15 protein-coding genes are annotated in these 22,751 nt (G+C 68.8%); 9 read left to right on the plus strand and 6 right to left on the minus strand.

Annotation, left to right across the window (positions count from 1 at the left end):
* Positions 1-63: 63 nt before the first annotated feature.
* The gene (locus OV287_RS02645; RefSeq protein ID WP_267532380.1) at positions 64-3,690 is read left to right on the plus strand and encodes a hypothetical protein; all 3,627 of its coding nucleotides are present in this window, start codon (positions 64-66) and stop codon (positions 3,688-3,690) included.
* A gap of 162 nt (positions 3,691-3,852) precedes the next feature.
* Positions 3,853-4,623, plus strand: coding sequence for a DUF4184 family protein (locus OV287_RS02650; RefSeq protein WP_267532381.1), 771 nt, complete (start codon positions 3,853-3,855; stop codon positions 4,621-4,623).
* A 456-nt stretch (positions 4,624-5,079) separates the two neighbouring features.
* On the opposite strand, the gene OV287_RS02660 is transcribed toward OV287_RS02650, so the two are convergent.
* Positions 5,080-6,141, minus strand: a complete 1,062-nt coding sequence (locus OV287_RS02660) for a glycerophosphodiester phosphodiesterase (RefSeq protein ID WP_267532382.1) — start codon at positions 6,139-6,141, stop codon at positions 5,080-5,082.
* A 239-nt stretch (positions 6,142-6,380) separates the two neighbouring features.
* On the opposite strand from OV287_RS02660, the gene OV287_RS02665 reads away from it, so the two are divergent.
* The 4 genes from OV287_RS02665 to mtnC are packed head-to-tail and all read left to right on the plus strand — an operon-like array spanning position 6,381 to position 10,295.
* Positions 6,381-8,402 (plus strand): S9 family peptidase, encoded by a 2,022-nt coding sequence (locus OV287_RS02665; protein ID WP_267532383.1) that lies wholly within the window; start codon positions 6,381-6,383, stop codon positions 8,400-8,402.
* 51 nt (positions 8,403-8,453) lie between these two features.
* Positions 8,454-9,074 carry a methylthioribulose 1-phosphate dehydratase gene (locus tag OV287_RS02670; protein WP_267532384.1) on the plus strand — a complete coding sequence of 207 codons (621 nt, stop codon included), beginning with the start codon at positions 8,454-8,456 and terminating at the stop codon, positions 9,072-9,074.
* Positions 9,071-9,613, plus strand: coding sequence for a 1,2-dihydroxy-3-keto-5-methylthiopentene dioxygenase (locus OV287_RS02675; RefSeq protein WP_267532385.1), 543 nt, complete (start codon positions 9,071-9,073; stop codon positions 9,611-9,613). Before OV287_RS02670 ends, OV287_RS02675 begins: the two co-directional genes overlap by 4 nt.
* A gap of 4 nt (positions 9,614-9,617) precedes the next feature.
* Entirely contained in the window at positions 9,618-10,295 is a 678-nt protein-coding gene (gene mtnC / locus OV287_RS02680) for an acireductone synthase (protein WP_267532386.1), read from the plus strand.
* A 14-nt stretch (positions 10,296-10,309) separates the two neighbouring features.
* Here the strand turns inward: mtnC and OV287_RS02685 are convergent, their stop codons facing one another.
* From OV287_RS02685 to OV287_RS02695, 3 genes are all read right to left on the minus strand, one after another.
* Positions 10,310-10,726: an SRPBCC domain-containing protein gene (locus OV287_RS02685; protein ID WP_267532387.1), complete on the minus strand. Its 417-nt coding sequence runs from the start codon at positions 10,724-10,726 to the stop codon at positions 10,310-10,312.
* Between the two features lie 56 nt (positions 10,727-10,782).
* The gene (locus OV287_RS02690) at positions 10,783-11,025 is read right to left on the minus strand and encodes a DUF378 domain-containing protein (RefSeq protein ID WP_267532388.1); all 243 of its coding nucleotides are present in this window, start codon (positions 11,023-11,025) and stop codon (positions 10,783-10,785) included.
* Positions 11,026-11,158: 133 nt separating this feature from the next.
* Positions 11,159-14,410: a GAF domain-containing protein gene (locus OV287_RS02695; protein WP_267532389.1), complete on the minus strand. Its 3,252-nt coding sequence runs from the start codon at positions 14,408-14,410 to the stop codon at positions 11,159-11,161.
* Between the two features lie 300 nt (positions 14,411-14,710).
* Here OV287_RS02695 and OV287_RS02700 point away from each other — a divergent pair, with 300 nt between their 5' ends.
* A complete protein-coding gene (locus OV287_RS02700) occupies positions 14,711-16,624 on the plus strand; it encodes a potassium transporter Kup (protein ID WP_267532390.1) in 1,914 nt (637 codons plus the stop codon).
* On the opposite strand, the gene OV287_RS02705 is transcribed toward OV287_RS02700, so the two are convergent.
* Positions 16,625-17,476: a class I SAM-dependent methyltransferase gene (locus tag OV287_RS02705; RefSeq protein WP_267532391.1), complete on the minus strand. Its 852-nt coding sequence runs from the start codon at positions 17,474-17,476 to the stop codon at positions 16,625-16,627.
* A gap of 320 nt (positions 17,477-17,796) precedes the next feature.
* Here OV287_RS02705 and OV287_RS02710 point away from each other — a divergent pair, with 320 nt between their 5' ends.
* On the plus strand, positions 17,797-20,088 hold the full coding sequence (locus tag OV287_RS02710; protein ID WP_267532392.1) for an HYR domain-containing protein: 2,292 nt from the start codon (positions 17,797-17,799) through the stop codon (positions 20,086-20,088).
* 88 nt (positions 20,089-20,176) lie between these two features.
* Here OV287_RS02710 and OV287_RS02715 read toward each other — a convergent pair whose 3' ends face one another.
* Positions 20,177-20,911, minus strand: a complete 735-nt coding sequence (locus OV287_RS02715) for a metallophosphoesterase (RefSeq protein ID WP_267532393.1) — start codon at positions 20,909-20,911, stop codon at positions 20,177-20,179.
* Between the two features lie 232 nt (positions 20,912-21,143).
* Between OV287_RS02715 and OV287_RS02720 the strand changes: the two genes are divergently transcribed.
* Positions 21,144-22,745 carry a golvesin C-terminal-like domain-containing protein gene (locus tag OV287_RS02720; RefSeq protein ID WP_267532394.1) on the plus strand — a complete coding sequence of 534 codons (1,602 nt, stop codon included), beginning with the start codon at positions 21,144-21,146 and terminating at the stop codon, positions 22,743-22,745.
* The last annotated feature ends 6 nt before the right edge of the window (positions 22,746-22,751 follow it).

The raw sequence follows: 22,751 nt of genomic DNA on the forward strand, positions 1-22,751 counted from the left end.
CTTGAAGGCGGGGCACTTGTGCCACAATGGCGCTGCACCGCGTCGTCTCCGCGGGCCCTCTCCATGACGACTTCCTCCCGTGCCTGGTCCTTCCGGCGGAGTTCGCTCCCTCTGGGACTGTTTCTCCTGAGCGCCGTGCTCCTGCTGCTGGGGAGCGTGGCGGGTTGTGCCCGGAGCGAAGCCCCACCACCGCCTGTCGAGGCCCGGGTGGAGGGCTATTGGCTGCAACCCCTCGCGAACGGCAGCCGGATGGCGCCGTGCTCGCATGGCCACCACGCCTGGTCATGGTCTCCGGGCCGGGTCGGTCTATGGCTGGTGGACGAGGCGGGTCGTGAGCACGCCATCGAGGGCTTCGGGGACGAGGACATGCGGGTGGAGCAGGTGGTTCCCACCGCGAATCCCGAGCGGGCGTGGGTCTTCGTGCGGTTACCGTCGTCCTACATGTCGGGCAGTGCGCTCTACCTGGTGGACCACCAGAAGCTCCTCCGGCAGCGCGTGGTGTCCTCGCAGGAGTTGAGGTTCGTGCCGTCCGAGGGGCGCGAGCGGCTCTGGGTGGTCTCCAATTTCAACCTGCAGCGGCTGCAGAGCATCGACGCCGCTGGCGACGTGAAGTCGGTGAACCTCACCACCTCCGGGCCGGGATGGATCACCGCACGCGAGATGCTGCCCGTGGCGGAGGGGCGGCAGGGCTGGTTGGTGCTGGACCAGGGCCTCTTCCACGTGGACCCGCAGGTGGGCACTTCGCCCAACTCGCGGCCCCTGCCCGTGCATAACGTGGGGGCGCTGCTCCCCACCCGGCAGCCCCACCAGGCCTGGGTGCTCGCGGATCAGTCCGGGGGGGGCGGGATAGGGTTCTTCCTCGCGAGCCGCGAGGGGGTGAGGACCGTGGCGACGCCGCTGCTCGCCGGCACCGGCGTCTGGCGGATCTTCGCCCACCGCGATGCCAACTTCGTCTGGGCGTTGCGGACCCCTTCCGGTATGTCGTGGGAGTTGAAGCTCGTGGGGCTCGACGGGAAGGTGGTCGGCCCGGGCGTGCAGTTGGAGGGAAGGCCCTTCGTGGAGCGCTCGCCGGACGGGCACCTCTGGGTGAGTGACGAGCAGCGCATCTACCTGCTGGGAGAGGGCGGAGAAGAGGTGGCGCGCAGCGCGGACGCGGAGGGGCTGGGCCGGGTCCAACTCTTTCCGCTGTCGGCGGAGCGCGCCTGGGTGGTGACGGGGGACGGTGGAGTTCGCCTGCTGTCCGTGAAGGGGCGGGTCATCACCTCGGGCGACCAATCGGTGAGGGGCTTTCACGAGCCTCGCTTGATGGGGATGGACGAGCACGGGGGCTGGTTGCTGTCGGACGGTGGGACGCGGCTTCACCGTCTCACGCTCGGGCCGGGCGGGCTCCAGGCCACGCAAGTGCTCGAGGGCGCGGGGTTGAACGACGTGTTCCCCATTCGGGGCACCGGCCGCGCCTGGGTGACGGGCATCCCGAGGGGCTACTTGTACGGACCGGCCTCGGAGGTGGGGCGTGTGCGGGTGGGCTTCGCGGGCGGTGCCAGCCTCGAGCGCGACGCGAAGGGCAAGGTCCAGGTAGAGGGCCGGCTGGAGGCGGGTGCGCCGCTGGAGTCGCTGGAGCTCGACTGGCCCGGGCTCGCGCAGGCGACGAAGGCGGGACGCTCGCTGCGGCTCGAGCTGCGCGCGGAGGACGGCAAGGGAGAGCTGGCGGGGAAGGGGGAGCGGCGTCTCGCGGAGCCGGCCGACTTGCTCTTCCAGTGGACCGCGCCGCCGGGAAGCGCGGAGCAGAGCTACCGCGCCGTGGTGTCGCACGAGGTGGAGAACGGCACCCGCCTCACCGCCACCTTCCAACATGTGCCCTTCGGCGTGCCGTTGCTCGACCGCGTCTGGGTTCGCACCGTGCTGGCATGCCTCGCGGTGACATTGCTGCTGCTGTTGCCCATGGTGCTGTTGCGTCCTTCGGCTGCGCCTCGCAGGTGGTTGCCGCTCGCCGGCTATGTCGTCACCGGCGTGGGGGCGGGCGGTGGCGAGCTACTGGGGCTGTTGGGTGAGCTGCGCATCCACCTGCCCTCGGTACTGGCCGTGACGTGCGCCGAGCTGGTGCTGTGCGCGGGGCTGGGACTGGTGTCGCCGGCTGTGTTTCGCCGGCTCGTCTTCACCCATCCGTTCTCCTGGGCCGCCGCGCCGTTGCTGCGCTGGCCGGCCTTCCGACGCCGCTTCTTCGCCGCACATGTTCGGCAGGTTCGCCGCCGAGTGGATGTGGCCTCGGCCCAGGCCAACGGTGAGGTGTTCGTGGAGCTCTCCTCGCACGTCACCGAGTACGCGGGGCCCGGAGTGCCGCCCTCGCCCTCGGAGCGCACGGCCGAGGAGCTGTGCGGATTGCTCACGCGCGAGCGCGCGCACTTGCTCATTCAATGCGCAGGAGGCCGGGGAAAGAGCGCTCTCTTGAGGCGGCTGGTGCGGCTGTCGCTGGAGCACTTCGAGAAGCAGCCGTCCTCGCCGCTGCCCGTGTTCATCGACCCGGCGGCGGAGGACCTGGAGACGGCCGCGAAGGAGGCACTCCAGGACCTGGGGCTGCCAGAGGGGCTGAGGGACGCGCTGCTGGAGTCGGGGGACTTCTTCCTGGTGCTGGACGGCCTCACCGAGTCGAAGCTGGAGCCGGAGGCGCTGCGCCGCTACCTGGAGCGGGAGATGGGGCTGCACGCGCCAGTGCTGTTGTCGGCGCGGCCCAACGAGGCCTACCGGACGGCGATGGCGCACGCGCTGCGCTGGATGGCGGTGGAGCCCAAGCGGCTGGATGCGGCGGGGCTGGAGCGCTTCCAGGCGGCGTACCCGGGCCCGGACGGCAAGCCGGTGCCGCTCTCCGAGTCTCTCCAGCGTATCTGCCGGGGGCGTGCGGCGGACGGGACGTATGTGCCCATCCTGGTGCGCCTGGCGCTGCGCTTCGGCGCGGGAGGGGTGGACAGCGTCATCAACCTCTACCGGGCCGTGTTCGCGGGGCTGTTGAAGCAGGAGCCGGACGACGCGGCGACCTCGGAGATGCTGACGTTCGCGGAGGCGCTGTGCCTGGGCAGCTATTGGGAGCACCGCAGCCGGCTCATCGTGTTCCGCGACAGCCCGGATGAGTCGAAGCTGAGGCGGCTGCTGGACGCGGGGCTGCTGGTGTCAGCGGACGCGAGGCCGGGGCCGGTGCCCACGCACGTGCGCTTCTTCCATGACTCGATGCAGAGCTACCTCACGGCGCGGGCGCTGTACGCGCGGCACGCATCGCAGGCGCAGTGGGACTGCCTGTGGCGGGCAGCGGGCGAGCCGGGCTTCGCACGCGAGCAGTCGGACCTGATGACGGAGGCAGGCTCGGAGCTGTTCCAGATGTGCTCCTACGTCTTCGGGTACGACGCGAGGCTGAAGGCCGAGCTGAGGCGGCACCTGGACCTGTGCGCGGAGGCGAACGACGAGCGGCTCAACAAGGAGGGCATCCTGGCGGCGGTGCCGGAGGAGCTGAGACCCGCGCTGCGCAAATCCGGCCGGGTGCTGTCGCCGGGACTGCTGCTGAGCGAGGCGAGCCGCGTATGCGAGGAGTACGCGGACGGAGAGTCACTCTTCCTGCTCTACGCACGAATCGCCCCGCTGGCGTGGCCCTGGAAGCCAGAAGGTGAGCCTCTCCCTTCGACTCAGACGGACGCCGCCTGAGCATCCAAGTCACCCAAGTCACCCTCTAACAACCTCCTCTCCCTCTCCCCTCGGGAGAGGGTCGGGGTGAGGGTATCTCGTGTCCAGAGTTCCCCACTCGTGCCCCCCACTCTCGGAACCGTGACACCCGGGGCTTCACCCCGAGCCCGCGAATGACTACGGATGGCGGCGTACACCGTGCCCGTTACCCTGCCAGCTCATGCCGCCGCGGTGCTCCCATTCTTCCGGCTGTCCCGGAGGGGAGTGCTACCCACTGCGCTTGTCGTTGGAGCCTGTGCGCCGGACCTCTCCTACCTGTACGCGGTGCGCAGGCTGGGGGACTACGCGCACGAGTTTCCCGGCTTCATCCTCTTCTGCGTGCCCGTGGGGCTCGCCGTGCTGGTATGGCTGGAGGCGCTCATCCTGCCTGCGCTGAGGCTCGCCCTGCCCGAGGTAGCGGGGGTGCAATGGGGCCGCTTCGCGCGCACCGAGGGCCTGCCGCGCACGCCGCTCGCCTGGTGGGCCACGGTGGCGGCGCTGGTGCTCGGAGCCACCACCCATCTCCTCTGGGATGGCTTCACCCACCACGGCATGTGGCCCGCGGACGTGCTCTACCCGGACGTCCGCGTCCCGGTGGGGAGCAGGGAGCTTCCTCTGGCCCGTGTCCTCCAGCACACGTCCTCGCTGGTGGGCTCGCTCGTGGTGCTCGGGTACATGGCGCGCCGCTACCGGTACCTGGAGCCGGTGCCTGGGGGCTCCTGGGCCGACTGCCTCCGCGTGCTGCTGCCCATGGCGGTCGGGGCGCTTCTGGGACTCGCGCTGCGGCTGTCGCGCTTCCAGGACATGGGAGCGCTGGAGGCGCAGGTGTGGTGGGCCTTCTGGCCCACGGTGACGGGGGCGCTTGCCGGACTCACCGTGGGGTGTGTGCTCGTCCGGTGGCGAAGGCCGTCATGACGGGCGGCGCTCCACCTGCTCCCGAGCCCGCCGGCGCTGGTCGAGCAACTGCCGCACTCTGCGCGCCATGTCCGCGTGGATGAGAAGGGCGACGTGCTCGATTGGTCCTATGAGCTTTGGTCGACTCCCCATGGCACACGGCCGGGCGGAGACCCTGGCAACCTGCTGGCGGGCCGCTCATTGGCCCAGCCCTTTCCCATGCCGGTCCCGAGGAACAGCGGACCGCCGAACTACACCGTGGCCTCGGCGCCTACGGCAACGTGTTCGCCATCGAGTCCTTCATGGACGAGCTGGCCCATGCGGCGCGGGCAGACCCGGTCGAGTTCCGGCTTCGCCAGCTTCAGGACGCGAGGGCCAGGGCTGTCATCCAACGCGAAAGGGTTCGGGCTTCGGGCAGTGGGCCCCCGAGTCGAGATGAGACGCGAGGGTAGCCTCCTGTCTGCCGCCGTGGAGACCTCAGCGCTTGAAGGTATCCACCGCCTGACGGCCCACCGCGGGGTCGTCGGTGAAGAATCCGTCGATACCGGTCTCGAGGTACTTCTGAATCTCCGTCACCGAGCCGGAGGGATTGCGCGTGGCGTCGTCACCCTGCGCCTTGAGCGGCGCGGGCAGGAAGGCATTCTCCGGCCGGAAGGTGTACGGGAAGACCAGCAGGCCGGCCGCATGGGCGTTGCGCACGAGGTCCGTCGGCTTCTCGAAGTTGCCGGAGCTGTCCACGTTGATGATCGTCAGCTTGTAGGGCCCGACACCCTTGGCGTAGGTGGCGACCTCCTTCATGCCCGCCTCGGTCATCAGCTCGTTGTAGGTGCGCGAGTCACCGGCGACGACGAAGTCGTAGGGCTTCTTGTCCCGGGCATCCATGAGCTGCACCAGCTTCCAGTTCGGCTGCGAGCCGCCGAGCTTCTGGTGCAGGGCCTTGAGGTTGGCCACCTCGAAGGACTGGATGTAGACGGTGGCCTTGCTCTCGGAGAACTCGTTGGCGCGCAGCGTCTCGACGAGCCGGTCCTCCATCGCCAGGTTCACGGACTGGAAGTACGTCGGGTGCTTGGTCTCCGGGTAGAGGTGGATGGTGCGGCCGGTGCTGGCCGACAGCTCCTGGGCCAGGGCGATGACCTCGGCGAGCGTGGGAATCTCGAACTGGTCATTGAACGACTTGTTGCTCGGGCGGGCCTGGGGGATGCGCTCGCGAGCACGCAGTTCCTTGAGCTCGGCCAGCGTGAAGTCCTCGGTGAACCAGCCGGTGTACTGGACGCCGTCGATCGTCTTCGTTGTCTTTCGGTCCGCGAACTTCGCCACCTCCGACACGTTGGTGGTGCCGGAGATCTCGTTCTCGTGACGGGCCACGAGCACGCCGTCCTTCGTGGAGACCAGGTCCGGCTCGATGATGTCCGCGCCGTCCTCGACGGCCTTGCGGTAGCTGGCCAGGGTGTGCTCCGGCCGCAGCGCGCTGGCACCGCGATGGCCGACCACGAGCACCTTGTCGACGAGTGGGGCCGAGAGGTTGGTGCAGCCGGTCATGGAAAAGGCGAACGCCGCCGCGAGCGCGGACGAGCGGAGGACGTGGTGGAAGGAGAAGCGAAGCGGATGACGGCGGTTTGCATTCGAGAGCAGAGGGGATCTCCGGGTTCGTGACGTGTACGTCGTGAGCGGCCGAGGACGTAGCAACCAGAGATGACAGACTGGTGAACAGCAGGGAAATACAGCGTCAAGCGGTTGGGTTCACGTGCCTTCCATTCGACTGTTAGGGTTCGCGCACAATGACCCTCCGAACCCTCACCCCCCTGCTCGTGTCGCTGCTGACGGGTACTCCCGAGGCGCTTGCCCAGCCTGCGCAGAAGCCCGCCGCTCAGTCGCCCTCCACGGTTCAAGGTATTGCCCCGCTGCCCGGCCAGCCCAACCTGCTCGCCAGTGGCGTGCCCGAGATTCCTCCCGAGCTGCGCAAGCGCGTCCTTCAGTACCTCGAGGCGCGCTCGGCGAACTTGATGGACGTGAGCCGGGACGGCAAGCAGGTGCTCATCTCCACCCGCTTCGCGGACACCAACCAGCTCCACGTGGTGGAGCAGCCCATGGGCGCTCGCTTTCAGCTCACCTTCACGCCGGAGCCCATCAACACCGCCAGCTTCCATCCCAACGACCCGAACACCGTCTTCTTCATGCAGGACGTGGGCGGCGGTGAGTTCTTCCAGGTGTACCGGCTCGACCGGCGCAACGGCCGCTCCGAGCTGCTCACCGACGGCAAGAGCCGCCACGAGGTGCTCTCGATCTCGGAGGATGGGCGTTGGCTCGCCTACAGTGGCACCGGCCGTAACGGCAAGGACACCGACGTCTACCTGGCTCCCACGGAGAACCCGAAGCAGGCCCGCCGTCTCACCGAGTCCGAGGGCACCTGGTACCCCGGCGACTTCTCGCGCGACGGCTCCCGGCTGCTCATCACCCAGTACCGCGCCGCGGATGACTCCGATCTGCACGTGGTGGACGTGAAGACGGGCGAGCGCCGCCAGCTCACCCCGAAGGAGGGCAAGGGCAGCCTCGACGGCGCCGTCCTCACGCCGGATGGCAAGAGCGCCTATGTCGTCACCGACCGCTACAGCGACTTCTCCGAGCTCTACAAGCTGGAGCTCGACAAGGTGCCCTACACCTCCGCGCCTCCGTCCCTCACGAAGTCCATTCGCTGGAACGTGGAGGGCATTGCGCTCTCGGATGATGGCAAGACGCTCGCCGTGAACACGAACGAGGACGGTTACAGCCGGCTGTACCTCCTGGACACGAAGCGTGGCTCGCTGACCCCGGTGGAGCTGCCCCGGGGCGTGATGGCGAGGTTCGGCTTCCCGCGCGGGCGCTCGGACGTGCTCTTCTATGGAATCAGCACCTCGAAGTCGCCCGTGGACGTGTACCTGCTCGACCTGCGCACGAAGAAGAGCACCCGCTGGACGCGCTCGGAGGTGGGCGGCCTGGACACGGACACCTTCGTGGAGCCCGAGCTGGTGCGCTACAAGTCCAAGGACGGGGTGGAGGTGCCCGCGTTCCTCTACCTGCCGCGCGAGCGCAAGGGCAAGGTGCCCGTGGTCACCATCTTCCACGGTGGCCCCGAGGGGCAGAGCCGGCCGTACTTGAGTACCTTCACCCAGTACCTCGCGGTGGAGATGGGCATGGCGGTGCTGGTGCCCAACGTGCGGGGCTCGGATGGTTATGGCAAGGCGTTCCGCGCCATGGATGATGGGGTGAAGCGCGAGCAGAGCCTCGCGGATATTGGCGCCACGCTCGACTACATCGCCTCGCGCTCGGAGCTGGACGCCTCGCGCGTGGGCGTGTACGGCGGCTCCTACGGGGGCTACATGGTGCTTGCCAGCGCCACCTTCTTCCCCGAGCGCTTCAAGGCCGCGGTGGACGTGGTGGGCATCTCCTCGCTGCCCACCTTCCTGCAGAACACCCAGGCCTACCGCCGCGACCTGCGCCGCGCCGAGTACGGCGACGAGCGCGACCCCGAGGTGCGCAAGGTGCAGGAGCGCATCTCGCCCCTCAACTCCGTGGAGCGCATCAAGGCCGCGCTCTTCGTGCAGCAGGGCGCCAATGACCCGCGCGTGCCCCAGTCCGAGGCGGAGCAGATCGTCAAGGCGGTGCGCGCCCGGGGCGCGGACGTCTGGTACATGCTCGCGCTCGACGAGGGCCACGGCTTCGGGAAGAAGCCCAACAAGGACACCATCACCATGGCCACCTTCCTCTTCCTGGAGAAGCACCTGGGCTCGCCTGCCGGCACGTCCACCGGCTCCATCAAGTAGGAGCGGGAGAGGGCACACGCTCGTGACGGAGTCGGTGTAGACTGCTCCGTCATGTACCGTACAGAGGACCTCAGCGCCCGGACCGAGGAGCTGATCCGCGCCGGCCGTCTCTTCTTCGAGCGCGGCTGGGTGCCGGCCACGGCGGGCAACTTCTCGGCGCGTCTGGACGAGAACCACCTCGTCATCACCGCCTCCGGCCGCCACAAGGGCGAGTTGGATGCGGATGGCTTCCTGGTGATGGGGCAGGGGGGCGAGGTGCTCTCCCCGGGCCGAAAGCCCTCGGCGGAGACGGGGCTGCACCTGCAGCTCTATCGGCATGAGCCTTCCATTGGCTCGGTGCTGCACACGCACTCGCGCGGCTCCACGCTGTTGTCGAGGCTGAGCCCCGGGGGAGTGGTGCTCGAGGGGTACGAGGTGCTCAAGGCGCTGCCCGGCGTGGAGACGCATGAGACGCGCCTGGAGGTGCCTGTCTTCCCGAACGACCAGGACATCCCCCGGCTCGCGGCGCGCGTGGAGGAGTACATGCGCGAGCACCCCGGTCTGCCCGGCTATCTCATCGAGGGCCACGGGCTGTACACCTGGGGGCGCACGGTGGCGGATGCCCGGCGGCACATCGAGGCGTTCGAGTTCCTGTTCGAGTGTGAGCTGGAGATGAGGAGACTGAAGCGATGAGCGAGCTGAAGGTGTTCGACGAGGGAGATGCGTCTCGCGCGAAGGTGGACACGCGGGACTTCGAGACCATCCAGCGCGAGCTGGACGCGGTGGGCATCCGCTTCGAGCGCTGGGAGGCGCGCCAGCCGCTGAAGCCCGGGGCGAGCCAGGCGGAGATTCTCGAGGCCTATCAGGACTCGGTGGAGCGGCTGAAGAAGGAGCGGGGCTTCAAGACGGCGGACGTGCTGAGCATGGTGCCGACCCACCCGGACAAGGTGGCGCTGCGCAACAAGTTCCTCAACGAGCACACGCACACCGAGGACGAGGTGCGTTTCTTCGTCGAGGGCCAGGGCCTGTTCACCATCCACAAGGCGGGCCGCGTCTTCAACGTGCTGTGCGAGAAGGGCGACCTCATTGGCGTGCCGGATGGGACGCCGCACTGGTTCGACATGGGGCCCCAGCCGAGCTTCACGGCCATCCGCCTCTTCACCAACACCGAGGGCTGGGTGGCTCACCACACCGGCAACGACATCGCCTCGCGCTTCCCCCGGTTCGAGTAACGGCATGGTCCAGGCCATCGTCACCGACATCGAGGGCACTACCTCCAGCCTGTCCTTCGTGAAGGAGGTGCTCTTTCCCTATTCGGCGCGCCAGCTTCCCGGCTTCGTGCGCGTGCACGGACAGCAACCCGAGGTGCGCCGGCTGTTGGACGAGGCCCGCCAGGTGGCCGGCGGGGCGCTGGATGACGAGCAGTTGGTGGCCACGCTGCTGCGGTGGATTGAAGAGGACCGCAAGCTGGGTCCTCTCAAGGGTCTGCAGGGACTGCTGTGGGAGGCGGGCTACCGCCAGGGCGACTTCCAGGGCCACGTCTACGAGGACGTGCCCCGCCGGCTGCGCGAGTGGCGGGAGCGGGGACTGCGGCTGTATGTCTATTCCTCGGGCTCGGTGTATGCGCAGAAGCTGCTCTTCGGTCACACGCGCTTCGGCGACCTGACGCCCCTGTTCAGCGGCTATTTCGATACGGGCGTGGGTGGGAAGCGGGAGACCGCCTCGTATGCGGCCATCGTCCGCGAGCTGGGGCTGCCCGCGGCGCAGGTGCTCTTCCTCTCGGATGTGAGGGAGGAACTGGATGCGGCCGCGGCAGTGGGTCTGCGCACCGGCTGTCTGACTCGCGGCGAGGGTCCCACGGTGGACCCGGGCCCCCATCCGGTGGCCCAGAGCTTCGACGACGTGCAGCCGTAGGGGGCGTACTCCGCTCAGGCCTCGGCGCGGCGCTTCAGCCCTTCCACGAACTTCTGGAAGGCGTCGCTCATGTCGGGAATCGAGCCGCCGAGCAGAACGAGCATGGGGCCGCTGAACACCTCGTGCAGCGTGAACTCGACCTTGTCGCCCTTGGGCGTCAGCGTGAACGTGCGGACTCCCTTGAAGAGCCCGAGCGGCATGCCCCCCGACCAGGTCATCTTCTGGTTGGGCACGAACTCCGACACCTTCACCGGAAATGCCCGGCCCGGGCTCAGCTTGGTGAACGCCTTGAGCTTCTCGCCGGGCGCGATGCGGCCCTCGATCTTCTCGCAGGAGGGATCCCACTGAGGCCAGGACGCTCCGTCGGTGAGGATCGTCCAGATCTTCTCGGGGGGTGCATGAATGGTCGTGCTGGCTTTGTATTCCTTCATGGCGCTCCTCTGGCAGTCGTTGGGGGCTTCACGCTACCAGAGGGCTCCGCGGCCCTTCAGGAATGGATTTCCCGGCGGGGACCCGTCTGTCGGCTCCTCCACGGGAAGGTGAAAGCGAACGCCACTCCGGCCAGACCCACCAGGATGTAGATGAGCTGGCTGACGCTGCTCGCCTTCTCTGGCTGCACCTCTCCTCCGAAGAGGGCCGCCACCAGGTTCCAATCGAAGAGGCCGATGAGCCCCCAGGTGATGGCGCCAATGATGACCAGCACGGCGAGCAGTTTGTTGAACGTGCTCACGTGTAGCTGAGATCTCCCGTCCATGGGTTGTCCTTTCAGGAAGCAGGTCCGCCCTGGATGGAGAGTCCTGAAAGGGAATGTCTCGCCGATTCCAGGCCGTCCCGGTGGCTCGGCTGGCTGGTTGCCCTCCGCCTCAACGCGACTCGCGGGGCAGCTCCACGCGGAAGGTGGAGCCCACGCCCAGCTGGCTGCTCACACCGATGTGTCCGCCCATGGTCTCGATGATCTGCCGGGCGATCCACAGCCCCAGGCCGAAACCCCCGTAGTGGCGCTCGGACACGGCGCGCTCGAAGCGGCCGAAGACGCGCTCCAGGTGCTCGGGGGCGATGCCGATGCCCGCGTCGCTCACCGCCAGCCGGGCACGCTCCTCCCCGGCTTCCACGCGAAGCTCGATGGGGTTGCCCTGTCCATACTTCACCGCGTTGGAGACAAGGTTGGTCACCACCTGCTCCAGCCGGAGCCGGTCCCAGCTACCGGGCACCGAAGCCGGAGCGTGCAGGGTGAGGCGCGAGCCGGTGCGAGCCAGCTCTGGCTCGAAGCGCTCGGCCACCTCGCGCACCAGGGCGGCAAGGTCCATCGCCTCCGGTCGCAGCACGAGCTGGCCCACCCCCAGCCGAGACACATCCAGCAAGTCGTTCACCAGGTGCAGCTGCCGCTTCACCTGCCGGTCCATCACCTCGAGGCCGCGGCGCAGACGCTCCGGGGCAATCCCCTCGGGGCCTCGGGCGAGGTGCCTCAGCAGCTCCTGCACGTGCAGTTGGATGGCGGTGATGGGCGTGCGCAGCTCGTGGCTGGCAATGGAGAGGAACTCCTCGCGCAGGCGGATGGCGTCGCGGGCCTCGCGGTAGAGGCGGGCGTTGTCGATGGCCAGAGCGGCGTGCCGGGCCAGCTCCTGCGCGAGCGTCAGGTGCTGTGCGTCGTAGCTGTGCCGCGAGGAGACGAAGGCCAGTGCGCCAATGGACTGGCCACGCACCAACAGGGGCACGCACAGGTAGGCGCGCGCCGCTCGCTCACCGGGCAACGCGGACTCCCCGCACGGAGCGGGCGCCAGGTGGCCGCGGTCCGCGCACAGCTCCGGCTGTCCCGAGGTGATGACGCGCGAGACAGTGGACTCCCCCAGTGCCGGTGCTCCCAGCTCCTGGGGCAGCTCCCGCTGCTCTCCAGCACGGGTGGTGGCCACGCAGCTCACCAAGCCGTCTCCGCCGCGCAGGTACACGGAGCAGCTGTCCGCGTACGCGGGGATGGCCAGGTGCGCCACGCGCTCCAGCGTCACCTCGTACTCCAGCGAGCTGGCCAGCACGGTACCGGCCTCCGCGAGGAAGCGCAGGGCCTCCTCGGCGCGCCTGCGCTCGGTCACGTCCGCCACCACGGCGAGGCACAGCCGTCGGCCTCCGGCCACCTGCAGCGCGGTGGACCACAAGGACACGTCGATGGGGGTGCCATCGCGGCGCTGACGGCGCGTCTCCTGGCCGAGGATGGATTCGCCGCGGGCAATGCGCGCCAGGTTGTCGTGCAACTCCTCTCGCCTGTCCGCGGGCACCACGGGGGGGAGTCGGCCGAGCACCTCCTCGGCCTTCCAACCGAAGATGCGCTCGGCGGCGGGGTTCCACAGGCGCACCGTTCCATCCAGCTCCAGCAGGTTGATGGCGGTGGGCGAGGACTGGATGATGGCCTGGAGCGTGTGGTGGGCGTCGTGCAGCGCCTCGCGGGCACTGCGCTCCTGGGCGTACAGCCGGGCACGCTCGAGGGCCTGGGCGGCGTAGTGGGCCAGCAGCGTGACGAAGACGCGCTCGTCGTCGTCGAAGCGGTGCACCCCGGGGAAGCCGAAGACGAGCACGCCCAGTCCGCGCTCATCCACGCGCAGCGGCAGGCAGGCCACGGCGAGCGGGAGCGCCGGTGACGCCAGCGTGCGCACCTGTGGCTCCATCCGAGGATAGCGGCGGACGAGCTCCTCATGTGACGCGAGCAATACCGGGTGGCCTCGCTCGAGGGCGTCATCCAGGGGAGTGCCGTGTCCCAGGGGCAGGGTCTCCACCGGCCCGGTCACGTCCGGCGGCAGCCCCACACTGTGCAGCAGCCGGAGTTGGGCGCCAGACTCGTCCACCAGCCACAGGCCCGCCACCTGGGCGCCGATGGCCGCCACTCCCTGGTCGATGACCACCTCCGCCACCCGGGAGGCGGTGAGCACCTGGGAGAGGGCGGCGTTGAGCGTCTGCAGGCGGGCGGTGCGTGCGGCGACGCGTTCGGCGCGGGTGCGGGCCTGCTGCTCGGCCTCGTAGAGACAGGCTCGCTCCAGGGCCTGGGCGCTCTGCCGTGCCAGGTCCAGCATCAGGCCGCGCTCGTCGGTGTCGAACGTCCTGGGGGAGTCGAAGCCGAAGGCGATCGCTCCCAGGGGGCGCCCGCGCGTCCGCAGTGGCAGGGCGGCCGCGGCCTGGGTCATCTCTGGCCATGCGACGAGGGACTCTGGGAATGAGGTGGCGAGCGCCTCGTGCGACTCCAGCCACACCGGCTCGCCGGTGCGGTACGCCATGGCCACGGGCAGGGGGGCGCTGGTGGGGAAGCGGTTCAGGCGCGCCAGGGTTTCCGGGTTGAGTCCCCGGTGGCTCACCAGCTCGAGCTGCTCGGGCTCGTCCGCCAGTGGGAGGACGGCGACGGCCCGGTTCGCGCCAATGGCGGAGACCATCTCCTCGACGACGACGCGCACCACCTCGGCGGGAGTGAGGGCCTCGCTGAGGGCCACGCTGACGCGCTGCAGTCGCGCGAGCCGCTTGGCGGCCACCTCCGCCGCGTGTCGGGCCCGGCGCTCGGCCTCGTAGGCGTGGGCCAGGTCCAGGGCCAGTCCCGCGCGGTCCGCCAGCTCCTGGAGCAGCAGCCGCTCGGCGCCGTCGAAGGGAGGCGCCTCCGGCTCACGGTAGATGGAGAGCGTCCCCAGGGGGAGCTGGCGCCCCCTCAGCGGCAGCACCAGCAGGTGGGCGGAGTGGGCCCGGGGCAGGGAAGGCTCGTGCTCGGGCGGTATCCGGCGCTGCAGCTCCGCCAGCTCCGTGGCGGTATAGAGGTAGGGGCGGCCGGTGCGCAGCACCACCGCGAAGGGGTTCTCGTCGGCGCGCCGGTGGCCGAAGACGAGGCGCTCCATCAGCTCGTGGGACCACGCCTCGGTGTGGGCCGTGGCCGCCGATTCCAGCTGTTGGCCGTCCGCGGACAGCAGGCGCACATGGCAGGCGGAGCACAGCCGGGGCATCACCAGCCGGCACAGGCGCTCGAGGACGGCGGGGGGCTCCAGGCCGGCCTCGGCGAGCTGGTGGGATGCGTCGACGAGCAGGGCCAGACGCCCGGCGTCCGGCGCTTCCGCGGGTGTGCGCGCCTCTCTGGCTCCTACGACTCCCACGGGGCTCTCCGGCAACCGCTTCCGCCGGCGCATGTGAGCACGAAAACCGGGACTCGGGAGAATCCATGGGGTTGGCCAACCCACATACTACCGGCCAAACGATGAATTCCCGACGGATGAGACCCTGCTCCCACAGTCATGAGCGGCCCATACAGGGAGAGTATGGGACTCGTGGTGTGTGTTTTGTTCGACTGGGAGTGTGGATTGGCGATTTGAATTCGTGGAATTCATGAATTCTTGATGATGAGAGGGTGTCAAAGGGCTGTTCCCGGGCTGGGGTTGGGCTAGAGGAGGCGCCTTATGAGTGCACCGTCACGCTCCACCCCCGCCGTACCGGTAGCCGCGGATACGTCCAAACGTGTTGCCACGCTGGCGCTGGGCGCGTTGGGCATCGTCTACGGAGACATCGGTACCAGCCCGCTGTACGCGCTGCGCGAGTGCTTCAGCGGCTCGCACGGCGTGCAGCCCACGCACGACAACGTGCTGGGGGTGCTGTCGCTCGTCTTCTGGGCACTCATCATTGTGGTGTCGGTGAAATACCTCGTCTTCGTGATGAGGGCGGACAACCGGGGCGAGGGCGGGATTCTGGCGCTGATGGCGCTGGCGATGCAGCGCAAGCGGGGCGAGGAGGTGAAGGTCCGGCCGGTGGTGGTGACGCTAGGCGTCTTTGGGGCGGCGCTGCTGTACGGGGACGGGCTGATTACCCCGGCCATCTCGGTGCTGAGCGCGGTGGAGGGCCTGAGCGTGGCCACGCCGTTCTTCGAGCCGTACATCCAGCCGCTGACCATCGCCATCCTGGTGGGCCTGTTCATGATTCAGCGGCACGGGACGGCGGGGATTGGCGCCATCTTCGGGCCCTTCATGCTGGTGTGGTTCCTCACGCTGGCGGTGCTGGGCATCAAGGAGCTGGTGACGTACCCGGCGGTGATCTGGGCTATTTCGCCGATCCAAGCGGTGCGCTTCTTCATCCACAACCAGGGGCACGGCTTCCTGGTGCTGGGCTCGGTGTTCCTGGTGGTGACGGGCGGCGAGGCGCTCTACGCGGACATGGGCCACTTCGGCTGGAGGCCCATCCGGTGGGCGTGGTTCGTGGTGGTGCTGCCGGCGCTGATGCTCAACTACATGGGGCAGGGGGCGCTGCTGCTGAGGGACCCCAGCAAGGCGTCCAACCCCTTCTTCCACCTGGCGCCGAGCTGGGCGCTCTACCCGCTGGTGGTGCTGGCCACGGGGGCGACGGTCATCGCCTCGCAGGCGCTCATCTCGGGGGCGTTCTCGCTCACCCAGCAGGCGATTCAGCTGGGCTACACGCCGCGCCTGGAGGTGGTGCACACCTCGGCGGAGGAGCGGGGGCAGATCTACCTGCCGGGCATCAACCTGGCGCTGCTGGTGGGCATCATCCTGCTGGTGCTGGGCTTCAAGTCGTCCAGCAACCTGGCGGCGGCGTACGGCATCTCGGTGACGACGACGATGACCATCACCACGGTGCTGGCGTACGTGGTGGCGCGCGAGCGCTGGAACGTGTCGCGGGCGGTGGCGTTGCCGGTGGCGGCGCTGTTCCTGGTGGTGGACCTGTCCTTCTGGGGGTCCAACCTGGTGAAGATCGCCGCGGGCGGCTGGTTCCCGCTGCTGATGGCGCTGTGCGTCTTCACGCTGATGACGACGTGGAAGAAGGGGCGGGACATCCTGGCCAACCGGCTGCGAGGTAGCAGCATCCCGCTGAAGCAGCTGCTGGAGAGCTTCGGGGACCACCCGCCGGTGCGAGTGCCGGGCACGGCCATCTTCATGACGGGCAACCCGGAGGGCACGCCGCCGGCGCTGCTGCACAACCTCAAGCACAACAAGGTGCTGCACGAGCAGGTGATGTTGCTGACCATCGCCTCGGAGGAGGTGCCGCACGTGCCGCCCGAGGAGCGGGTGGAGGTCATCAAGCTGGAGGAGGGCTTCGTGCGAGTGATTGCCCGCTACGGCTTCATGGAGAACCCGAGCATCCCGGACATCCTCAAGCGGGCCCGAGAGAAGGGGCTGCAGTTCAACCTGATGGGGACGTCGTTCTTCCTGGGCCGCGAGACGCTCATTCCCAGCAAGAAGCCGGGAATGGCGATGTGGCGCGAGGCACTGTTCTCGTGGATGTCGCGCAACGCGCGCAGCGCGACGGCGTACTTCCGGATTCCGCCCAACCGGGTGGTGGAGCTGGGCGCGCAGGTGGAGCTGTAGTTACCCCGCCTTGCGGACGGACAGCCCGAGCATCAGGGGCAGCTCGGGGACGCCCTCGGGCAGCAGGTAGCGGTGACCGGGGGCTTCGCGCATGCCCTCGATCATCTTGCAGCCGTTGGCGTAGCAGTACTCCTCCAGCCGCTCGAGCATGAGCCCGCTGCGGAGGAAGGAATTGATGACCTCGCCCACTCCCCACTGGAAGCTGTGGCACGGGTTGGGATTCTTGAAGTTGCGCACCCCCTCCTCGAAGCCCCAGGGCACCAGGCCCTCACCGGACAGGGCGACGTAGTCCCCCACGCCGACGGCCTCGGGGACGTGGTGGCCGCCACCATAGGGGTAGGCGAGGCGCAGCTTGTCGTCGAAGAGCCAGAGGACGGGGTGGAACTCGACGAGGACGAAGCGACCGCCGGGCTTGAGGACGCGGGAGATGCCCTCGGCCCAGGGTTTCAGGTCGGAGAGCCAGCCGATGACGCCGTAGGAGCAGAAGACGAGGTCGAAGCGGGCCGGGGGCGCGGAGGCGAGCCAGTCGTAGACGTCGGAGCGCTCGAAGGTGCCGGGGAGGCCGGAGCCGGCGGACAGGGCGCGGGCGAAGTCGATGGCCTCATCGCTGATGTCCACGCCGGTGACCTGGGCCCCGCGGGCGGCGATGCTGAGGGTGTCCTGGCCGGAGTTGCACTGGAGGTGGAGGACCGAGCGTCCGCGCAGCTCCCCGAGCAGCTCGAGCTCCTCGGGGAAGAGGGTGGAGCCGCCCTCGCGGAGGAAGCGGGCCTGGTCGCCCTTGTGGCTGTTATGGGCGCGGGTGGCGGCGTTCCAGGAGAGGCGGTTGGCCTCGTGCAGGTCCTTCTTCAGCATGGGGAGTCTCCGGGGCGGGGCGAGAGAGTATCGCCCGGGACGTGGAAGCGCGTGGTTTCCTGACAGAGCTGGGTGACGAGGGAGGGCGTCTCCCTCGGATTGGCTCTGCGTGAGAAGCGTTCGTCCGTGACAGTGCCACGGCCCCACGGGGCAGGGGGACCGTTGCTGGTGGACGGGAGCCCTGCTGTGTCCGTCGCGGAGCGGACGTCCGGTGCGCTCTCTCTAGACATTGCACCGCGCGCACGCTCCTCGTTCTGGGCACGGCGTCACTACTGATTTGCCCAGCCTGGGTGCTTCGTTGCCCACGCTGGGGAATCTTCATGCGCGTTTCGTGTCAGCCTGCTCGCTCGCTCGGTGCCTTCACCCGCTTCGGTGTCTCGCTCCTGACGCTCATCGGTCTCGTGTCCGGCTGCGGTGGTTACTACGTGGAGCCGAAGTCGCCCTCCCTGGACGAGTCCGCGCCTGAGGTGGAGAACCCTCGCGGAACCCCGCGGCCTGCTCCCGGGGTTCCCACCTCCTCCGAGCCTCCTTCTGGGCCCAGGCGGGGTGGATTTGTCGTCGTGACGGGCGATGACGCCGATGACTTGTGGCATTGCGAGGAGAACCGCTGCGGCGGCCTCTATCCCTCGCTCTTCCGCGCCGCGCTCTCCCGCTCGCGCTCGGGCGGCCAGGGCATCCTCGCCATCGGCGTCAATGGTGCGCAGGCGCTCGCCGCCTTCAACGGCTGGAACAGCCCCACCTATGGTGGTCCCAACGCCCGCGTCACCCACGTGCGCGCGGCCGGGGACATCGCGAAGGTGGACTTCAACCGCTTCGCCCTCGTCTACCTGCCCTCGGCGGAGCGGCACACCCTGGGCGGACTCACCGAGCAGCAGATCTCCGCGCTCAACGCGCGCCAGCCGGACCTCGCGCGCTTCGTCAACGAGCGGGGCGGCTCGCTCATCGCCCTCACCCAGGCCGAGGTCCCCGGTGGCTGGGGCTTCCTCCCCCTGCCGCTGCAGACTCAGGACGTCATCTTCGATGTCGCCGAGCCCACCTCGGCCCTCCGGGAGTTCGCGCCCACCCTCAGCGCCTACGAGCTCAGTCACAAGTCCTTCCACAACGTCTTCACCGGGCCGAGCGGCTTCTCGGGCCTGGGCGTGCTTGCCTACAACGACGAGCCCTACAACCCGCACTCGGGCAGTCCGATGATGCTCGGAGGCTCGGCCGTCATCCTCACCGCCGAGGACTGCGCCGACGGGGTGGACAACGATGGGGATGGTGCGGTGGACGGCCAGGACACGGATTGCCACGTGTGCGGCAACGGCACTGTCGACCCCGGTGAGGCGTGCGATGACGGCAATGTGAAGGACGGGGACGGCTGCAGCGCCACGTGTCGGAAGGAGCACCGCTGTGGCAACGGCACCGTCGATCCGGGCGAGGCGTGTGACGATGGCAACCAGGCCAGCGGGGATGGATGCAGCGCTACGTGCCAGAAGGAGAACCGCGCGCCCGACGTCACCTGCCACGACGCCTCGCTGTGCACCGACCCGGGCGTGTGTGTCGCCACCGTTGGCAGCGACGTGGCCACCGCCATCGACCTGGACGGGGACCCGCTGACGTGGGACCTGCACCCGCAGGGCCCCTATGCCCCGGGCACGCACGGCGTCTGTGTCACCGCTTCGGATGGCCAGGCTCAGGACTCGTGCTGGTCCGCGGTGACGGTGCGCGACTGCGAGGCCCCCGCGCTCGTCTGCCCCGCGGACTTCACCGTGCATTGCTCCGGCCAGGGCCAGGCGCGCGTCTCGCCGCCTCCCGCAACCGCCACGGACAACTGTGGTCCGGCTTCCGTGACGCAGCCGGATGCCATCGTCCTGCCGCTGGGCTCGCACACGCTCGCGTATTCGGCGGTGGATGCGTCCGGCAATACCGCCACCTGCGCTCCCTCCGTGACGGTGGTGGACACGCTCCCGCCCTACCTCGTGTGCCCAGAGCCCATCATCGCCGAGTGCACTGGCCGCAACTCCGCCTATGTGAACCCCGGCGTGGCCACCGCCGTCGACACCTGCACCTCCGCCCAGGTCTCCGGCCCCATGGCCGACTGGTACTCGCTCGGCTCCAACGTCGTGCGCTACAGCGCGAAGGATGCCTCGGGCAATGAGACCTCATGCACCTCCTCCATCGAGGTGGTGGACCAGACGCCGCCCGTGGTCACCCTGTCTCCTCCCACGCCCTTCTGGCCCGTGGACCAGCAGTACCGCACCGTTCGTCTCGAGGACTGCATCGTCGTGCACGATGAGTGCAGCGGCGGGCTCACGCAGACCGGGGCCTCGGCCTTCATCTCCTGCGTCTCCTCCGACGAGCCGCGGAGTGGCGAAGCGCCGGACGTTGTCTTCGTGGACTCCACCACCGTGAAGGTCCGCGTGGACCGCTCGTCCAGTGGCGATGGTCGCGTGTACTCGCTTCACTTCGAGGTGCGCGATACGGCAGGCAATCTCACTCGCGGCATCTGCCCCGTGGGTGTGCCTTTGGCTCGCGCGGGAGCCCCGGTGATCGACAGTGGTGAGAGCTGGCGCTCGTGTCGCCCTGTGGGGGATGCGGCCCCGTGGAAGCCCATCTCCATGGCTGAGTAGGGAACCCGGGGCTCGTGGCACCCTCACCCCGACCCTCTCCCGAGGGGAGAGGGGAAGTGGGGGCACGGGGATTGGGACGTGAGGCGGGCTACTCGTCGAGCAGCATGGGCGAGAAGCCCGCCGCGTCACACGAGGCCAACACGTAGCGCACCCCGGCCCGCTCGCCCGTGAAGCCCGCGGGAATGCCTCCCGCGTGCAGGTGCCCGTAGACGCACACCTTCGGCTTGAACGCCTCGATGGGGCCCAGGAACGCCGTCGTCTTCTCGTTCGCGTACAGCGGCGGGAAGTGCACCGCCACCACCCGCGTCAGCGGCTCGGCGCTCTCCTTCTCCTTCTTCTCCGCGTCCGCGATGGAGGTCGCCAGCCGCCGCGTCTCCCGCTCCACGTAGCCCGCGTCCCCTGTCTCGTCTCCCATCTCGCCACCCGGCATCGGTGGGGCCTCGGGCGCCGTCCACAGCCGCGTGCCCGCGATGACCCACCGCCCGATGACCACCGCGCTGTTGTGGAGGAAGCCCTCCAGCGTCTTGTACGGCTCCAGCAGCTTGCGCAGCTTCGACGCCGAGTCTCCCCACCAGTAGTCGTGGTTGCCGCGCACCAGCACCTTGCGCCCGGGCCGCTCGTCCAGCCACTTCAGGTCGTCCAGCACCTCCGTAGGCCGCGTTGCCCACGAGATGTCCCCCACCACCAGCACCACGTCCTCGGGCCGCACCTTCTCGTCCCACGCGCGCTGCAGCGGCAACGGGTGCTCCGTCCACCCGAAGCGGTGCATATCCTTGTTGCGCGTGGAGGGCAGATGGGTGTCCCCGATGGCGAAGAGACGCATGCCCCTCTCCTAACCCAGCCCGCCTCCCGCGTCGCCCTTCCTGTCGCCCCTCGCCTGTCAACCCCTCGGGCGCTCGGGGACGGCAATTTCAATTACTTGGTACGACAATCGAATTCCTAGAAAAACAGGCTTCCCTTGTGCTCTGCGAAAGTGCATCTTATCGCGCCAGACCCCCCAGGAGGGGGAGGAGCAGTCGCTTCGCCTCTTCGTTCCCCCCCAAGGAGTGCTGTTCATGCACCCGTTCCGTAAGCCGTTGGCCACCCTGGCCGCTGCTCTTGCCCTATCTGCCTGCGGCCCGCAGGAGCCCGCCCCCACCACCGAGACCCCGGCTGTGACCGAGGACTCCCGGACTCCCGCGCAGAGCGAGGCTCAGCGCACCCCGTATGAGCTGGATGCCGCCTTCGCCAAGGCGGGCGCCGACTTCGGCGTTCCGGCCGACCTGCTCAAGGGCATCTCCTACACGGAGACCCGGTGGGAGATGATCCAGGGCAACGTGGAGTTCGAGGGCGTGCCAGCGGCGTACGGTCTGATGGCGCTGCGCGGTGCGAAGCTCTCCGAGGGCGCGCGCCTGGCCGGCGTGTCCGAGGAGGCGGTGCGCACCCAGCCCGAGGCCAACATCCGGGCCGCCGCGGCGCTGCTGTCCTCCTATGCCAACGAGCTGAAGGTGGACCGTGCGGACCTGGGCTCGTGGGCCTCGGCCGCCGCGAAGTACAGCGGCATCGACAACACCGACGCGCAGGCCCAGTACATCCACCAGGGCGTGTATGACGTGATTCGCAAGGGTGCGGTGGCCCAGACGCCCAAGGGTGACCTGGCCGTGTCGCTGATGCCCAACCAGGTGCATGCGAAGTTCGCCTCGCCCAGCGTGCACGCGATGAGCGCGGACTATGCCCCCGCCATCTGGCGCGCCTCGCCCAACTACAATGCGCGTCCGGCGGGCACGGACGTCTCGCTGATCGTCATCCACACCTGCGAGGGGACCTACTCGAGCTGCTGGAGCTGGCTGACGAACACCGCCTCGGGCGTGAGCGCGCACTACGTGGTGAACGAGAGCGGCTCGGAGATCTCCCAGCTCGTGCTCGAGTCCAACCGCGGCTGGCACGTGGGCGCCACCTACGACTGCGGCCTCAACGGCAGCGTGATGTGCGGCCTCAACGGCACGTCGGTGAACAACTTCTCGGTGGGCATCGAGCACGGCGGCTCGGCCAGCCAGGCGTCCTTCCCGGCGGGGCAGATCGACGCCTCGGCGAAGCTCTCGTGCGACATCTCCCTGGGCCAGGGCATCGTGCGTGACAGCTACCACATCGTGGCGCACGGCCGGTTGCAGCCCGCCAGCCGCACGGACCCGGGCGCCAACTGGCCGTGGAGCACGTACATCAGCAAGATCAAGTCGTACTGCGGTGACTCCACCGGCAGCAGCATCATCATCGACAGCAACCAGGCCAACAACGACACCTCCAAGGGCTACGTCGAGGTGGTGGGCACGAGCTGGACCTCGTCCACGAACGTGGCGGGCTACTACGGCTCGGGCTACTACGCCTCGCCCACCGCCGCCGTCTCGGAGCCGGTGACGTTCTGGTTCAACATGCCGGCGGCTGGCACCAAGACGATCGACGCCTGGTGGACGGCGGCCACGGACCGCTCGACGACCGCGCCCTTCATCATCACCCACTCGGGCGGCACCCAGACGGTGCAGGTGAACCAGCAGGCCAACGGCGGCAAGTGGAACACGCTGGGCACGTGGAGCTTCCCGGCCGGCTGGAACAAGGTGCAGCTCAGCCGCTGGACCACGTCTGGCTACTACGTCATCGCCGACGCCATTCAGGTCCGGTAATGATGT

Origin of the sequence: Archangium lansingense, from assembly GCF_026626635.1 — a bacterium.
GTDB lineage: Bacteria > Myxococcota > Myxococcia > Myxococcales > Myxococcaceae > Archangium > Archangium lansingense.

Coding starts and splice junctions, on each gene's coding strand:
- OV287_RS02705 (WP_267532391.1), bottom strand. CDS start 17,476: ATGCTGAAGAAGGACCTGCACGAGGCCAACCGCCTCTCCTGGAACGCC.
- OV287_RS02700 (WP_267532390.1), top strand. CDS start 14,711: ATGAGTGCACCGTCACGCTCCACCCCCGCCGTACCGGTAGCCGCGGAT.
- OV287_RS02715 (WP_267532393.1), bottom strand. CDS start 20,911: ATGCGTCTCTTCGCCATCGGGGACACCCATCTGCCCTCCACGCGCAAC.
- OV287_RS02710 (WP_267532392.1), top strand. CDS start 17,797: ATGCGCGTTTCGTGTCAGCCTGCTCGCTCGCTCGGTGCCTTCACCCGC.
- OV287_RS02670 (WP_267532384.1), top strand. CDS start 8,454: ATGTACCGTACAGAGGACCTCAGCGCCCGGACCGAGGAGCTGATCCGC.
- OV287_RS02720 (WP_267532394.1), top strand. CDS start 21,144: ATGCACCCGTTCCGTAAGCCGTTGGCCACCCTGGCCGCTGCTCTTGCC.
- OV287_RS02685 (WP_267532387.1), bottom strand. CDS start 10,726: ATGAAGGAATACAAAGCCAGCACGACCATTCATGCACCCCCCGAGAAG.
- mtnC (WP_267532386.1), top strand. CDS start 9,618: ATGGTCCAGGCCATCGTCACCGACATCGAGGGCACTACCTCCAGCCTG.
- OV287_RS02665 (WP_267532383.1), top strand. CDS start 6,381: ATGACCCTCCGAACCCTCACCCCCCTGCTCGTGTCGCTGCTGACGGGT.
- OV287_RS02675 (WP_267532385.1), top strand. CDS start 9,071: ATGAGCGAGCTGAAGGTGTTCGACGAGGGAGATGCGTCTCGCGCGAAG.
- OV287_RS02660 (WP_267532382.1), bottom strand. CDS start 6,141: ATGACCGGCTGCACCAACCTCTCGGCCCCACTCGTCGACAAGGTGCTC.
- OV287_RS02645 (WP_267532380.1), top strand. CDS start 64: ATGACGACTTCCTCCCGTGCCTGGTCCTTCCGGCGGAGTTCGCTCCCT.
- OV287_RS02650 (WP_267532381.1), top strand. CDS start 3,853: ATGGCGGCGTACACCGTGCCCGTTACCCTGCCAGCTCATGCCGCCGCG.